This window comes from Pseudoalteromonas sp. BZK2, assembly GCF_014349195.1.
Lineage (GTDB): Bacteria > Pseudomonadota > Gammaproteobacteria > Enterobacterales > Alteromonadaceae > Pseudoalteromonas > Pseudoalteromonas simplex.
Map to the genome: position 1 here is coordinate 17,004 of NZ_JACSOG010000008.1, position 16,348 is coordinate 33,351.

At 41.8% G+C, this 16,348-nt stretch carries 10 protein-coding genes; 6 read left to right on the forward strand and 4 right to left on the reverse strand.

Annotated elements, in window-relative coordinates; genetic code table 11:
• Positions 1-55: 55 nt before the first annotated feature.
• Positions 56-1,360, reverse strand: coding sequence for a DUF5666 domain-containing protein (locus tag BIZ38_RS06295; protein ID WP_138619794.1), 1,305 nt, complete (start codon positions 1,358-1,360; stop codon positions 56-58).
• A 209-nt stretch (positions 1,361-1,569) separates the two neighbouring features.
• On the opposite strand from BIZ38_RS06295, the gene BIZ38_RS06300 reads away from it, so the two are divergent.
• The gene (locus tag BIZ38_RS06300; protein ID WP_138599365.1) at positions 1,570-2,718 is read left to right on the forward strand and encodes a benzoate/H(+) symporter BenE family transporter; all 1,149 of its coding nucleotides are present in this window, start codon (positions 1,570-1,572) and stop codon (positions 2,716-2,718) included.
• Positions 2,719-2,777: 59 nt separating this feature from the next.
• Here BIZ38_RS06300 and hemH read toward each other — a convergent pair whose 3' ends face one another.
• Together hemH and BIZ38_RS06310 are read right to left on the reverse strand one after the other, a co-directional pair.
• Positions 2,778-3,800 (reverse strand): ferrochelatase, encoded by a 1,023-nt coding sequence (gene hemH / locus BIZ38_RS06305; RefSeq protein ID WP_054553442.1) that lies wholly within the window; start codon positions 3,798-3,800, stop codon positions 2,778-2,780.
• Positions 3,801-3,878: 78 nt separating this feature from the next.
• Positions 3,879-5,186 (reverse strand): HD domain-containing phosphohydrolase, encoded by a 1,308-nt coding sequence (locus BIZ38_RS06310; protein ID WP_138599364.1) that lies wholly within the window; start codon positions 5,184-5,186, stop codon positions 3,879-3,881.
• Between the two features lie 95 nt (positions 5,187-5,281).
• On the opposite strand from BIZ38_RS06310, the gene BIZ38_RS06315 reads away from it, so the two are divergent.
• The 3 genes from BIZ38_RS06315 (at position 5,282) to BIZ38_RS06325 (ending at position 9,817) form a co-directional block, all read left to right on the forward strand.
• A complete protein-coding gene (locus tag BIZ38_RS06315) occupies positions 5,282-6,229 on the forward strand; it encodes a sensor histidine kinase (protein ID WP_054553444.1) in 948 nt (315 codons plus the stop codon).
• A gap of 80 nt (positions 6,230-6,309) precedes the next feature.
• Positions 6,310-6,960, forward strand: coding sequence for a UPF0149 family protein (locus BIZ38_RS06320; RefSeq protein WP_138599362.1), 651 nt, complete (start codon positions 6,310-6,312; stop codon positions 6,958-6,960).
• Positions 6,961-7,273: 313 nt separating this feature from the next.
• Positions 7,274-9,817 carry a TonB-dependent receptor plug domain-containing protein gene (locus tag BIZ38_RS06325; RefSeq protein WP_187489856.1) on the forward strand — a complete coding sequence of 848 codons (2,544 nt, stop codon included), beginning with the start codon at positions 7,274-7,276 and terminating at the stop codon, positions 9,815-9,817.
• Positions 9,818-10,396: 579 nt separating this feature from the next.
• On the opposite strand, the gene BIZ38_RS06330 is transcribed toward BIZ38_RS06325, so the two are convergent.
• A complete protein-coding gene (locus tag BIZ38_RS06330) occupies positions 10,397-12,274 on the reverse strand; it encodes a monovalent cation:proton antiporter-2 (CPA2) family protein (RefSeq protein ID WP_187489857.1) in 1,878 nt (625 codons plus the stop codon).
• Positions 12,275-12,508: 234 nt separating this feature from the next.
• Here BIZ38_RS06330 and arfA point away from each other — a divergent pair, with 234 nt between their 5' ends.
• Entirely contained in the window at positions 12,509-12,700 is a 192-nt protein-coding gene (arfA, locus tag BIZ38_RS06335; RefSeq protein ID WP_054553449.1) for an alternative ribosome rescue factor ArfA, read from the forward strand.
• Positions 12,701-13,163: 463 nt separating this feature from the next.
• Positions 13,164-16,328 carry a glycosyl hydrolase family 18 protein gene (locus BIZ38_RS06340; RefSeq protein WP_187489858.1) on the forward strand — a complete coding sequence of 1,055 codons (3,165 nt, stop codon included), beginning with the start codon at positions 13,164-13,166 and terminating at the stop codon, positions 16,326-16,328.
• Positions 16,329-16,348 lie beyond the last annotated feature (20 nt).

Sequence of the window (16,348 nt, forward strand, 5' to 3'; positions counted from 1 at the left end):
TATTTCGACATTAGTTTGGCAGCACGTTTAGTGCTGCCATTGTTGTATTTTGTTGTTAATCATCAAGCTTACATGCACGTACGATGTTATCTTGTACCCACTGGCATTCTAGATCAACATATTGTTCTGTAAAACTCGCTAAGCTGTTATCTTCACTGATGTAGCCGAATAAACTAGCCTGTTGCGATTCAGTTACTGTTACTATGCCTTTTAATTCAAGAGGTTCATTGCTGTTATCACGTTCGATTTCACTGACAATATAGCTCTGTCCATCAATAAGACCTTCAAGCTCTAACCATTCACCTGAAAGAGTATCTGCTGTTAACCCATCTTCAAAAACGGTTCTATTTGTGATTTTCAAGCTGATGCCATTGATAATAATGTTGCCATTGCTGTAATTGGCAAAGCCAGAAACACTAAAATTACTGCTTAAATTAGGCGAAGTGTGGCTTTTCTCCAGATCTATTTCGTGGGCTAAAAACCAATTGTTAGCTTGCTGCCAGATGGCATCCACTTCTATCGTATCTCCTATGGTTAATGTAGCGCGAGTGGTATCTTCAAATTTAGTTTGATCGGTAATACTCACTTGCCATTGATTGTTCAGGGTAACCAAGGAAGCGTCATTGTTGATGAAGGTAATTGTACCAAAAAGCGCTGTATCTAGATCGTCATCAGCTGTAAAGTTATGTTCAGCGTCAACCTCTTGTGCCATTAATAAGTTACCTTCTAAGCGGCCCTCTACTTCAACGAATTGATTGTTTTCTAATGCGCCGTCGATGTCTGCCTGTTGATATTGAACAGTTAAATCACCTAGTTTAAAAGTATAAGAGGCAGTGTTTAGATCTGTTATGAAACCTTCGAGTTCTAATTCTGCGCTGTTAGATAATGGTTGTTGGTAGGTAACCGTGAATTCACTATGGCTATTGTTATAACCGCTTAATTCAACCAGGCTACCATTTGAAAGGTTTTCGGTATTTAAATTATTTAACTTGAAGCCCGCAATTGTAGCGCCTTGTTCATTGATACTAACAGGCCCTTTAAAACTTGGATCATAATCAATCTGAGTTGCTTCTTTACCATTTGTTTCAACTTCAACCATCATACCCACTTTTAGATCGCTGATTAATGCGTGGTTGTCATCCACCTCAATGTCAGCATTATTTGTGGCTATTTGATGTTGGTTAACTGTAATACTATTACTTGATATCGCACTTACCTCACCGACTAATAAGCTTGGCAAAGTGAGAGTATTTTGTACCGGTTCCTCACTCTTACTACTACTGCCACAGCCTGAAAGTAGTGCACTGATTGTTGCTAACGAAATAATAGATAGGCGATTTTGATTGATTAGTTTTGTCATGATTGGTCCTTAAATTAGTCAGTGTTTGCAGTTTAACTAAGTAAGGATTGCTTGAAGGTGGAGAGAAAATTAAATTTTGTTAATGTTTGGCATTGCAGTAAATGCCTCTTCTGTATAGTAAATTAATCTTAAAATACTACAAAAGTGTACAGTGCCATCTGGCATATCATAGGATATGGTAGATTTTTAATTGCAAGGAGTGTGTGTACATGAGTCAGCTCATCAGTCGAGCAACTGCGGGGTTAGTGGCCGTTATTATTGGTTTTACTAGCTCAATTGCACTTATTTATCAGGTCGTTATGGTGTTAGGTGGCACACCTGATTTGGTTGCTAGCTGGGTATTAATGCTTGGTCTTGCTATGGGCGTCAGCTCAATTGCGTTGTCTTACTACTACAAGGTGCCTATTCTTATCGCGTGGTCAACAACCGGAGCGGCACTCCTTATTTCAAGTGCCCAAGGCTATAGCTTAAATCAAGCTGTTGGCGCGTTTATGTTCTCCGCTGCGCTGGTGTTTTTGTCTGGCATTACTGGCGTGTTCGAAAAAATGATGAATAAGATCCCAAGTCAACTGGCCTGTGCAATGCTTGCAGGCGTGTTGGTGAATTTTGGTATTGATGTGTTCAACTTTATGAACGAGCTGCCTTTAGTGATTGGGTTAATGGTGGCTGTTTATTTATGTGGAAAACGTTACTTTCCACGCTTTGCTATGCTCGCAGTGGTTGTGGCGGGATTTTTAATAGCAGGTGTAACTGGGCAAATTGATACCTCTAGCTGGCAGTGGAAAATGAGCGAGTTTGCTTACATTGCACCTGAGTTTGATTTAAACGCCATGATAAGTGTTGGTTTACCGCTGTTTATTGTGACTATGACGTCGCAAAACTTACCAGGTATTGCTGTATTAAAAGCGCATCACTATAAAGCCCCTGTGTCGGCAGCGTTAAATGTAACCGGGCTATTAAATGTATTTATTGCACCACTTGGTGGTTATGCCATTAATCTAGCGGCTATCACCGCTGCCATTTGTATGAGCCCTGAGGCTGATAAAGATCCAAGAAAACGTTATTGGGCAAGCATTGCTGGTGGGGTGTTTTACATTATTATGGCGCTCCTCGCGGCAACCTTGGTTGGTTTGGTAGCAAGCTTGCCACAGGCATTGATTTTGGCGTTGGCGGGTATCGCACTATTTGCCACTATTGCCAGTAGCTTACAGCAAGCTTTAACTGAGGCGTATTACACCGAAGCCGCAATCGTGACCTTTTTGGTCACAGCGTCTAATCTAACTTTGTTCTCGGTTGGTTCTGCATTTTGGGGAATTGTTGCAGGTACGGTGACTTTGGTTATGACACGCAAAGATTAGTGACACGCTTCAATATTAAAAAGGCCCTAGTTACTGTATATAATAGCTAGGGCCTTTCGTTATTTAAGTAATGGTTTTATTACTTCAAACATCGCATTGATATGGTCATCGCGGGTATTCAATGCAGGAATGTAGCGGTACTTTTCACCGCCTGCGTGTTCAAAGTTTTCGCGGTTTTCGCCTTCGAGTTCTTCTAGTGTCTCTAAACAGTCGGCACTAAACGCAGGGCTTAAAATTGCAACGTCTTTAATGCCTTCAGCAGGGTAGCTTTCAAGGGTTGCGTCTGTGTATGGCTTCAACCATTCAGCTTTACCAAAACGGCTTTGAAAGGTTGTTACAGCAAAGTCTTTTTCAAAGCCAAGTTTCTCAGCCACTAAACGGGTGGTTTGCATACAAAAACAGTAGTAAGGGTCGCCGTTTTCTAAAAACAGTTTAGGTGTACCATGGTACGAAAACACCAACTTTTGTGGCGTGCCATGGGCATTTAGATCTTCGCTAATGCTAGCGGCTAGAGCATCAATGTAAGTCGGGTTGTCGTGATAACCATTAATAAAATGCAGCTCTGGCACCCAGCGCCACTTGCGAAGCACATTTGATACTGCATCAAATGTTGAGCCAATGGTCGTGCTTGAATATTGTGGGTACATAGGCAGCACAATCACGCGAGTGATACCTTTTTCGCGCAGCTCTTCAAGGCCTGCTTCAATTGAAGGGTTACCGTAGCGCATGGCCATAACTACTTCGGTGTCGTGGTGTCCTTTGTCTTTTAAAAGGGCTGCTAACTTTTTGCTTTGCTCTCGGGTAATATGAGTAAGCGGTGAGCCGTTTTCAGTCCAGATACTTTTATAAAGTGCTGCTGAACGTTTTGGGCGTAACGTAAGTACAAAGCAATAAAGGATGATCATCCAAATGAAACGCGGGATCTCGACAATTCGTGGGTCTGATAAAAACTCGCGTAAATATGTTCTAAGTGCCGCGGTAGTAGGGGCGTCTGGGCTCCCTAAGTTGGTCAGTAAAATGCCCGTTTTTTTGTTGAATCGGCCGTCGTGCGGCTTATCGGTAATGGCGGAAAATCGCGACACTGAGTGCTCCTGTATGAAGTAATCGTAATATAAATCACATTGTAACGAAGTAAGCTGACTATGTGATCACTTTATTCGCTAATTTTTGATCATGATCCTGAAAGGGTTCGGTTTTTTCGATTCTAGTTGTTGCAGTTTATTAATCGATTTAGGGCCAAATACATGCCCTTTTGGCAACAGTAAAATACCGTCGTAATTTCTGAGCGCGTGACCAAGCACCATGCCATTTTTAAGGTTTTGTGCTGAAAGAATTTTCATAGTGCCAACATTTTGAACACTCGCACAGTTAATTTCTAAGCTATTAAATATTTCTAAAATTTTTGGGTGGTAGTATGTTCCGCTATAGAGCTGTAATTGATCGCGAGCCCTTTCAAAATTACTGCTCTCTGAGCTTGAAAGTTGTGCAACGGCTTGCCAAAAATCACGGGCTACAGCTAATATCATCGCGGCTTTTGGAATCTCATTCCCTTTTAACCCTTTCGGTTTTCCTGTCCCATTATAGTGTTCAAATTGGTAATAAATTGCTTCAGATACATCACTTAAGTGAGGCGCAGGCATGAGCATTAATTGTGCTGTACTTGGGTGCGTATAAAATAGTTTTCGTTGTGTTTCAGTGAGCTCTTTAGTTGGTTTTTTATAAAGCTCTGGCTCCATTGCAAGTAGACCTATTTGTGATAAGTATCCTGCCATTTCTGTCATTTCTATAAGTTGATTGTCTAGACCAAGGCGCGTGGCTAGTTGTTTACAGGTAGCAGCAATATTTTGAGCTTGTGTTCCATCTAGGTAAGGGTTGGCATTTATAAAGTTATATAAAATCTCAAAAGTAGCGCGATGCTCATGCTTCTCTCGTTCATTTACTGTTTCAAGTTGTTTTAATACTTTACGGATTTGTTGTGTGCGCTTTTCTACCATTTGCTCAAGGTTGTTGTTTAGCTCTTTTAGTTGGCTGTTTTGCGCTTTAATTTTTTGTTCTAACTGTTGATTCTGGCGTTTCAAAGATGTTTTTTCTATCGCATCATTTATATTGCTTAGTAGTAATTCGTTTTGCCATGGTTTTTGTATGTAAGTATGAATTTTACCGATATTGACTGCAGCAATCGTGTTTTCTATATCTGAGTAACCGGTTAGTAAAATACGCTGTGGTTCAGGAGCAATGGTGAGTGCCTGTGCGAAAAACTCAGCCCCATTCATGCTTGGCATACGCATGTCGCAGATAATTACATCAAAACTATAATTAGCTAGAGTTTTAAGTCCATCTTTGGGATCTGAGCAGGCTTTTACGGTGATATTGTTAGCTGATAATAACCGCAAAAGAGTTCGCAGCACTATTTCATCATCATCAATGCATAAAACCTGAATATGTTGTTTGCTAATTTGCTCTGCCATGCCATTTTACTATGAATCATCGTTAATCAATAACATAGCCTTAAATTAAGCCTTGTGCTAGGTTTTAAAAGAGACAAACACAGTTTGAGATTAAAATGGATGATTTTAAACAAGCTTATTTATTAGAGAAAGCGGCCAGAGAAGAGGCCGAACAATTGCTTGCCGATAAAAGCCGGATTCTGGTAGCTGTTAATAGTGAGCTTGAACAAAAAGTTGCTGATTTAGAGCATCATCAAGCTATGTTTATTCAAGCTGAAAAAATGGCAACTTTAGGCACATTGTGTGCTGGAGTCGCACATGAAATTAATAACCCGCTTGCTTATAGTATGAGTAACCTTGATAGTTTGAAAAGCTACTGTGGTTTCTTCAGCAAGCTACTGAAATTATGTAGCGAGTTTAGTGAAAATCACATAGACAAAGAGGCTTTTCATCAACAGCTGGTGGATCTAAACCAAGTACACTCTTTTGCGTTTGTTGCTGATGATTTACCTGATTTAATTGATGATACAGAACAAGGTTTGCAACGGATTAGTAAAATAGTGTCGAACTTGTTGAATTTTTCTCGCCCTAAAAGTCAGGATATGCAGTTTGCTGATATGACAGATGCAGTGACAAGTGCGGTGAAACTTCTTACTAATCAATTAAGAAATTGTCATTTGCAATCGCAATATAGCCCAATATCTCAAAGCTGGTGTAATCTAGCTGCTATTAGCCAAGTAATTGTTAATCTTTTAATTAATGCTAAACAAGCTTGCGATAATCAAGACTCTCAAACAAAAATTACTATCAATGTTTATGAGCTAGAGCAACACATATATATTGACATTGAAGATAATGGCATTGGTATGTCAGCAGAGACCATCGCTAAAATATATGATCCTTTTTTCACTACTAAACCAGTAGGAGAAGGTACCGGCATGGGTATGACGATGGTGTATGCTATTGTGCATGAACATAAAGGTCGAATTGATATTCAAAGCTCGCAAGGAATTGGCACAAGAATGAGTTGCGTATTTCCTGTTTTGAGTCAGGTAACTAGTTGACAGTATTTCAGTTGTTGCAAAAATTTGTGGATTCGCTAGTGTAGAGCTAAACCCATTTAAAATTATTGAAAAGGCACGTTATGCTCAATCAACAAAGTTCAGATGTTTTTAACAACTATCTCGCCAGTCAAAGTGCAACGAATCAAGTGAGTTTGGATCAAGTGCTTGGCTATATGTCTGGTTTGTTAGCCTGTTCAGAGTTTTTTGGAGAGTCAGAGCTTGCCAATTACATTGCTGATAATGATGAAGCGGTATTCAACACCTTAATGACGGATTCTGAGCCACGCGATGCAATGATTGAGCTGCTCGATAATGTGACCGAAGCACAAGTTGAACAAAAGAAGATTTTAGCCGAATTATATCCAAATGAAGTAAACAGCAATGAGCCAAGCCAAGCACTGCAAGATTTTTGTAGCGGCTATATTGCAGCTTATATCGTGAATCAAGAAATTTGGCACAGCGATTTACAATTTTTACTGCAAGCGGATGGTCAACAAGAAAATGAAAGCGAAGATGGTCAATTGTTTATTGATAATTTTGAAGCAACTCTCGATTTGCTTACCACCTTTGCAATGTGGGATCAGGCGCTAGCAAACCACCCTGAACCAGATAAACTAGGCGAAGGGTTTGTGACCTTCTTTAACGCACTAGACGAGAGTTTATCTGAAATTGCCACTATGGCGTTAATGCTTGAAGATGAAAAGCTGGCGATGTTGGAACAAGATAAGTAAATACTCCTCACCTCAGTAGAGATAAGCTGATAGTTGCATTATTTTGCTTATTTCTGCTGTAAAGTGAATAATTCCCACCACTGAAACTCTATTAATACTATAAATAGAAATATTTATACCTAAGTCGTACCTCTTTTTTCTTTCATTTTGTGGATTTGTTGATAGGATGTTTTGTAAAGGTTAACTCGCAGGCTTGAGTTAGCTTTCAAACTTGTGATTTTAAAATCAATAATACGTGCTTAGTGCTTTTCTAAATTTCTCCAAAAGGGGCGTCTTTTGTTTTAAGGAAAGCCAGAATATCAACAGGATACACATGACAACACATTCTTTAAGTATGCTGGCCGTTGCGGTCAGTGTGGCTGTTTCTGCGACTTCAGTGCAGGCAGCTGAGCAAGCACCTGCTGCCAAAGCAGATAAAAACATCGAACAAATCTCTGTATTAGGCTCACGGGTTGCTAATCGTACGGCTACCGAATCAACATCACCCGTTGATTTAATTGATGCAGATGACCTAAACAAAGGTGGTTTTACTGAGCTCGGCCAAAGTCTGCAAGCGACGGCTCCTTCATTTAACTTTTCACGCACGCAAGTGTCAGATGGCTCTGACTTATTTAGACCTGCGACTCTTCGTGGTTTACAGCCTGACCAAACGTTAGTGCTTATCAATGGTAAGCGCCGTCATAACCAATCTATTTTTGGCTTAAATGGTACTGTAGGTGCCGGTGCTGCAGGTACCGATATGAACGCGATTCCGCTTACCGCTTTAAAAGGCGTTGAAGTACTTCGTGATGGTGCTGCGGCGCAATATGGCTCAGATGCGATTGCTGGTGTTATCAACTTATCGTTAAACGATTCAACTGGTGTAACAACGGGCTATGTGCAAGCGGGTAGCACAGGTGAAGGCGATGGTGACACTATTTCAATGGGTTTAAACCGGGGTTTTGATTTAGGTGATGAAGGCGGCTTCATTAACTTTTCTTTAGAATACCGTGATGCTGATGGCACCAACCGCGCCCAGCGTGATACTGGTGGCTCAGTTGATGTACCAGCAGGTACGCTATCTGACGAGGTTCGTTGGGGGCAAGGTAATGCTGATAGCGAATTTACGTCTGTGTTTTATAACATGGCGTTACCATTCGGTGAGACTGAGCTTTACTCATTTGGCGGATACTCAAACCGTACTGCGCTAGGTAATGGTTTTTATCGTAACTTTGACCAAGCAGCGAAGAACGTGGTGCAAGTATATGGCGATGGCTTTTTACCTCGTATCGATAACGAAGCTGAAGATATTTCGTTTTCACTTGGTTTACGCGGTGAGTTAAATCCAGATTGGAGCTATGACGTATCTGCCGTATATGGTGAAAACAGTTATGATTTTACGTCAAAAAACACCCTAAATGCGTCGTATGCTGCTGAATATGTTGCGAATAACCCTGATGCAAGCGATGCTGATATTGTTGCAAATGCAGGCCCTAATGGTGGCTACTCAGGTGGCTTTAGGTTTGATCAAACAACAGTAAATGCAGACCTGAATGGTATTGTTGATATTGGCCGCAGTGAGCCTTTATATGTATCAGTGGGAGCTGAATACCGTAAAGAGAATTATGAAATCGTGCCGGGCGAAGAAGCGTCTTATGCGTGTGGTTTAGCTAATTCAGATACTTCATTCCCAGCGGTAAACGACAGCAGCGTATTTGCTGAGTGTGGTTTCCAAGCTTATAACGGTTTGCGCCCTGAAGCGTCAAATAAAGAGAGTCGTCACAGCTATGCATTTTATGTGAATGCCGAAACGTTGATCACGGATGCATGGCAAGTAAGTACTGCGCTTCGTTATGAAGACTTCTCTGATGCCGGTGATGACATCATTGGTAAGCTAGCTACCCGCTATGAAATTACCGATGACTTTGCCGTGCGTGGTGCGATTTCGTCTGGCTTTAGAGCGCCATCATTGCAACAAAGTGCGTACACTGCTTACACTACAAACCTAGGTGCTGGTGGTGTGTTATTGCAATCATTCACAGCAACTGCGGGCTCTGATTTCCCATCAGCACTTGGCGTTGATAGTCTAGGTCTTGAAAGCTCTGAAAACTTAAGTGCAGGTTTTGTTTATAACGTAACCAGCGATTTATCATTAACTGTTGATTTTTATCATGTAGAGATCAAAGACAGAATTACCCTTGGCAGCTTAATGTCGGCGGACGATGTGGCATTTAGTGCCGAGGCTGTGGCTGCGCTTAATGCAACAGGGGCACAGCAAGCCAACTACTTCTCAAACTCAGTTGATTCAACCACTAAAGGGGTTGATATTATTGCTTCGTACCGCACCGATTTATACGACGGTAATTTCTCAGCAACCTTCGCGGGTAACATTAACGAAACTGAAATTGATGATGTAAATGCACCAGAGGGTATTCCTGAATCAATCGCCCTTGATGATTTACAACGTAGTTTCTTGACAGACGGTCAACCAGGTGAGCGTGCAACGCTAACGTTTGAATACGATCGTGGCGATTTCAACAGCATGCTACGCTTTAATTACTATGGTGAAACAGACGTTAAATACTTTGGTAATGACCACATTGGTTTGCCTGATGAGCTATCACCTACCGATGAGTTTAAAGACACAAGCACGGTAGAATCGGCGGTATTAGTGGATGTTAATGTGGGCTATCAGCTAACTGACGAACTCATGCTATCGGCGGGTATTGATAATATCTTTGATGTAACGCCAGACGAACTAGGCGAAGATGAAGCGCTTGATTTTATTACAAATAAAGCATTCAAATACCCTGTTCGTGCACTACCTTATGGTTTTGATGGTATGACCTACTACGCAAAATTAAGTTTTAGTTTTTAATTCCTAAGTTGATATGAAACTTAAATAGCGCCTAACGGCGCTATTTTTTTGCTTAATTGTAGTATCCGACATTTGTCTTTAATTAGAGAGTTGCAAGGGGAAAGTTTGCGAGTTTCGAGATACGAGGAGAAAGCCTGTTGGACTGGCTTTAGCCGGGAATGATCTTAATTCAGCGAGACACGAGATGCGATATACGAGTTTGTAGCTGCGATTTTAATCTCGCACCTTATAATTCGCATCCATCACCAATGTCGCGGCATAAAGCCGCTGCTACGTAGGCGTTATGCTTGCATGGCGCGCGAAATAAATTTCACGCCTACGTCTAATCGTTTTACATAGGTGTGGTGTTTAAGAGTTCATGGCTGAAGCCATTCCTACGAACAACATCAAATTTGTAGCAGCGATTTCATATCGCGTTTTATCCTATTCAATGCGCAGCCTCTTTGAGAATTTTTGTTTTCTCTGTGTACCGCGAAGCGCCTCTTTGTTGTCTGTGATTAAAATTATTTTCACAAAGAGAAGTTAATGAGAAGAAAAAGAGGAAGTGAAAACACCTCCTCCATAATTGTAATATTTTTGCTATTTCGAACCATTAACCACTCGGTCGCAAATCTCGCGCATTTGTTGTTTTATTTCGGGTTCTTTTTCATCGAATATCTTGTTGATCCGCTCGATATAGGCATGGTTTTCTTCGAATGGCACGCCGATTTCGTAGACATCGGCGGCTTCGCGTAGCATTTCTTTATCGAACTCACTGAAAATATCGACCATCTCTTGGGCTTTCTCTTGCTCAATACCGAGTGCTTCAAAAGCTGAGCGGCCCATACGCATGGTACTGTCGTATGTTTCGCGAATAATATCTCGACAACCGTAAGCCCATAAATCGTATACATGATGGCGGTCTACAGCGCGGGCAACCACATGTAAATGCGGGTAATTTTGCATCGCATAACGAACTAATTTAGTGATTTGTTCGGCATCATCAAGCGCAACAACCAGCAGTTTTGCATCTTCAATGCCTGCTGCACTGAGTAAGTCTGGTCGAGTGGCATCACCAAAGAAATTACGAATACCAACACGCTCTAAGGCTTCGAGTTGCTTGTAGTTGTAATCAATCACAGTCGTTTTATAGCCGCCAGCTTGTAAAATACGGTCAACCAGCCCACCCATTCTGCCTGAGCCTGCAATGATCACATGGCTATCATCGGGAAACTCGTCTGTTTCTTTTCCTGGTTGCTCACAAATGAAACGGGGTGCTATCACACGCTGATAAAGGATATATAACCCAGGTGAAAGTAGCATGGATAAAGTAACAACCAGTAAAAGTTGGTCGGCGATGTTGTCTGCCAATACATTATTAGAGACACTGTAAGCAAGTAGTACAAAACCAAACTCACCAGCTTGAGCAAGCCCCAGTGCTAGCAACCAGAGTGCGGCGCCTCTAAGACCAAAAATACGACCTAAAATAAGCAGTACAGCTGTTTTTGTTACAATCAATGCACTGGTTAAGAGCACAATGGTAGCTAGGTTATCTGCGAGTAATTGAAAATTGATACTAGCGCCAACGGTGATAAAGAATAATCCTAGCAACAGCCCTTTAAAGGGATCGATATTACTTTCGAGTTCGTGTTTATAAGGTGAATTTGCAAGCACAACACCCGCTAAAAAAGTACCAAGTGCAGGTGATAAGCCTACTAACGACATCATCAAAGCGATACCAATAACAAAGAATAGGGCTGTTGCAGTAAATAATTCGCGAAGCCGTGCTTGTGCTACAAATCTAAAAATGGGTGCGGTTAAGTAGTTACCGCCAAAAACAACGAGCGCTATCATACCTAAAGTAACCAGCGCTGCTTGCCAGCTCTCAAGACCCGCCACCAAGCTTAAACTAGCATGAGTGTCTTCACTTGTATGGGCTGTATCTGCAATGGCTGGCGCTAATTCAGGTAAAGCAAGTAAGGGAATAAACGCAAGCATAGGAATAACGGCTATGTCTTGAGTAAGTAATACGCTAAATGAGGCTTGACCACCATCTGATTTTAATAACCCGCGCTCTGAAAGCGTTTGCAGCACAATCGCGGTCGATGAAAGTGATAAAATTAAGCCTATTGTAAGTGCTGTTTGCCAAGCATGACCAAATGCTAAACCAATACCCGTAAAGGCGGCAGATGATAAAACCACCTGTCCGCCACCAAGTCCAATAAGCTGTTTTCGCATTGACCAAAGCGCTTTGGGTTCAAGCTCTAAGCCAACAATGAACAGCATCATTACCACACCAAATTCAGCAAAATGCTGAATGGCAATCACATCAACATTTAAAAATGTCAGTGTTGGCCCAATAACAATACCAGCGAGTAAGTAGCCAAGTACTGAGCCTAACCCCAGTTTGCTGGCAATAGGCACGGCAATAATGCCTGCAATAAGGAAAATATAGGCGATTAAGAGAAAGTCAGTCATCGTAATCCTGTTTGTTTTTAATTAACTATGGATGGTTTCGCTAGTTTTGCCAGTAGTTAGGTAGTGAATGCAATCAAAAAGCGAATTTAGTCAGTAAAATGACAACAAGGAATGGTGTTTAGTCAAAACGAGTAAGACAAAATAAGGGGTAAAAAATCATCGTTTTTTTATTAAAAATACTTGCGTAGCGCTAGGCTAGGTATATACTCGCAGCACGTTTAATAGGAGTAAAAAATGAGTAAAAAGAAACAACGCGCGCAAGGCCAAGTTGATACTGGTCGTGGTGTAATCAACGACAATGTGTACGCCGCAATGGTGACATCTAAGCTGTTCACAGCAAAAGTAGAGAAACCTAAAAAAGGTAAAGGTGCATATCAACGTAAGGCTAAACATGCAGGACGAGAGTCCTATTTAATCGCTGCTTAATTAAGTTGTGATCAAATAGGATTTTTGTGAAAAGCAAACACTGAGTGTTTGCTTTTTTTATGACTAAAATTCGTGTTAAGAATAAATTTCCCCCAATTTTAATAGAAATTTTTACCTAAAAACTAATTTATTCGTTATATACCCAGAATCGATACAGTAATTATTTTTGTTTTACCTCACATAACCTCTGACTATTTTGTGCGCAAACCAGATAAACCGTACTTTTGTGGTTAAAATATTGTTAATTTTATGTTCATTTTTACACTGTAGAATCATCCTCGTTTTTGCTTTTCAATAAAAATAATTAATTCTTTTTTAGTGTTTATATTTAAATTTTGCATCAAAAAGTGTGTTTATTTTACCCTTTATAGGTAAATGCAAACTTGACGTAATAGCACTTTGTGTTACTTTAAAGTTGGATTTGTAAAATAAATGTTATTAAAACTTTGGGCGGAGGGAGCGAATGAGCTCGCATAAATTAATAAAAAATGCCTTTAAACTGAGTGCGCTGTCACTAGGTTTATACGGCTTTACAGCACAGGCTGCGATTGATTGCAGCAACTTAGAAGTGTGGCAACAAGGGCAAACTCATGTTGGTGGTGATCAGGTTCAAGCACAAGGGAGCGCTTATGAAGCCAAGTGGTGGACGCAAACTAACCCTGTGGAGACTTCTGGTGTCGATCAAGAGTGGCGTTTATTGGGTGTTTGTGACAGCGTTGTCAATGAAAATAAAGCACCTCAAATTAGCAGCTTAACACCCGCAGAGGGTTCTTTATTTACCACAAGTGACAGCGTTGTCATAAGTGCGAACGCTGCTGATCCTGATGGTAGTGTGGCAAGTGTAGAGTTTTTTGTTGATGGTACTTCGCTGAGTGTTGTGACAAGCGCACCTTATTCAGCGAGCTGGCAAGCAACCCAAGGCAGCCATGTAATCAGCGCGGTCGCAACGGATGATTTAGGGTTAACCTCTACAGCGGTTGCACATTCAGTGAGTGTGTCTGATGACGTTGAGCCGGTTAACCAAGCGCCAGTAGCAAGCATTGAATTTAGCTCACTGCCATCACAAGTAACGGTGGGTGACAGTGTGGTGTTTGCGCTTTCTGGCACTGATAGCGATGGCCAAGTGACTGCGTTATCGTTAACTGAAAACAGCACTGAAGTTCATCAAGCAAGTGCCGCTTCTTCAAGTTATACGTGGCAGGCTCCAGCACTTGGGCAATTTTCATTTACCTTAACGGTGACCGATAACGAAGGCGCGACGGATACACAAAGCAAAGTTGTGAATGTTGTTGAAGCAACAGAGCCAGGCACAGATTGTAAACCACAAGGCTTATACCAAACACCGGGTGTCAATACCCCATACTGTAGCGTATATGATGAAAATGGCCGCGAGAAAATGGGCCCAGATCATCCACGCCGCGTTATTGGTTATTTTACGAGTTGGCGAAATGGTGCCAATGGTCAGCCAAGCTACTTAGTTAACGATATTCCTTGGGACAAGATCACCCATATTAACTATGCCTTTGCGCATGTTGATGGTAATAACAAGGTCTCGATTGGTGATCCAAATGCAGCTGGCAACCCAGCGACAAACATGACTTGGCCGGGCGTTACAGGCGCTGAAATGGATCCAAGCTTTAGTTACACAGGTCACTTTAACTTACTCAATAAATTCAAAAAACAACACCCAGATGTAAAAACCTTAATCTCTGTAGGTGGCTGGGCTGAAACAGGTGGTTATTTTGGTGAAGACGGTACTCGCGTAAACAGCGGTGGTTTCTACACGATGACAACCAATGCCGATGGCTCAGTGAACCAAGCGGGGATTGATGCCTTTGCGAAAAGTGCCGTTGAGTTTATTGAAACCTACGGTTTTGATGGTGTCGATATTGATTACGAATACCCATCGTCAATGAATGACTCAGGCCACCCTGATGATTTTCCTATCTCTAATGCTCGTCGCGCAGGTCTTAACGCCTCGTATCGTGTATTGATGCAAAAACTACGTGAAGAGCTTGATATTGCAGGTGAAAAGGCAGGTAAACATTACTTACTAACGATTGCTTCGCCATCTTCAGGTTACTTATTACGTGGCATGGAAACATTCCAAAGCGTGAAGTATCTCGACTACGTTAACATTATGTCTTATGACTTACATGGTGCATGGAATTCACATGTAGGCCATAACGCAGCCTTGTTTGATACCGGTCTTGATTCTGAATTAGCGCAATGGGGCGTTTATACCACCGCTGAGTTTGAAGGAATTGGCTACTTAAATACGGATTGGGCTGTGCGTTACTTCCGCGGTGCGGTCTCTGCAGGTCGAATCAATATTGGTATTCCATATTATACCCGTGGCTTTAAAGATGTATCCGGTGGTACTAATGGTTTATGGGGCCAAGCAGCGCTGCCAGATCAATCAAAATGTGCGAAAGGGACTGGCGTTGGTGAGAAAAATCAATGCGGTAATGGCGCACTCGGCATTGATAACCTATGGCACGATAAGAACGATGTTGGTGAAGAAATGCCAGCAGGTTCTAACCCACTATGGCATGCGAAAAATCTTGAAAATGGCATTAACCCTTCTTACCTTGAAATCTATGGTCTAACGCCAGAAACCGATGCAGATGATGTATTAACAGGTACTTATACACGTTTTTACGATGATGTAGCGGTTGCTCCATGGCTTTGGAATGCAGAGAAAAAGGTATTCTTATCAATTGAAGATGAGCAATCAATGGCAACTAAAGTTGATTATGTTATCAACAATGGTCTTGGCGGCATCATGTTCTGGGAGCTTGCCGGTGACTATGATTATGACTCAGCGAAAGGTGAGTACTTCATGGGCTCAAGCTTAACCACACTTGCTTACGATAAATTTAACCAAAGTGGTGTGGCTTACAATACTCATCAAGGCAATGTCGATTTCACCCTGCCAAGCGAAGCGGTTGACGTAAGCTTTACAGTGAAAGACTTTCCAATTGGTGATGATAACTACCCAATCGCACCTACATTCGCATTCACCAATAACTCAGGTATCGACTTAAGCGGCGCAAAAATCAGCTTTGATGTGCCCGTTTCTACCTCGGCAATTTTCAAATCAAATTGGAATGCACAAGAAAAGCTCGGCATGGCTGTTGAAGCGAATGGCTCTAATGCGGCTGGCGATAATATCGGCGGCTTTGAAAATGAGTTTCATCGTTTTTCAATCACCTTAGTGAATGAGTGGGGCGGTATCGAAAAGTCATTTAACACAGGTGAAACCGTTGAGGCGCAAGTTATGTACTACATGCCAATTACGGGGCCAACTAACTTCACCATTGAGAAAAATGGCAAAACCTATGCCTTCAAATACGAATACCCAATGCTACCAGATGGCACAGCTGGCAGTGGTGATACTGGCGGTGACACCGGTGGTGATACGAGTGGCGAGGGAAGCTGTAACGGTGTTGATGTAGCAAGCATCCCTGTGTATCCAAATTGGCCGCAAACTGATTGGGCTGGTAATCCAAGCCATGCTGTTGGCGGCGACTTAATGAATCACAACAACGTGATTTACGAAGCAAAGTGGTGGACGAGCACAGAGCCAGGCACATCAGCTGACTGGACGGTGAGTTGCACGCTTTAACCAACTAAGCGGAGCAAGCA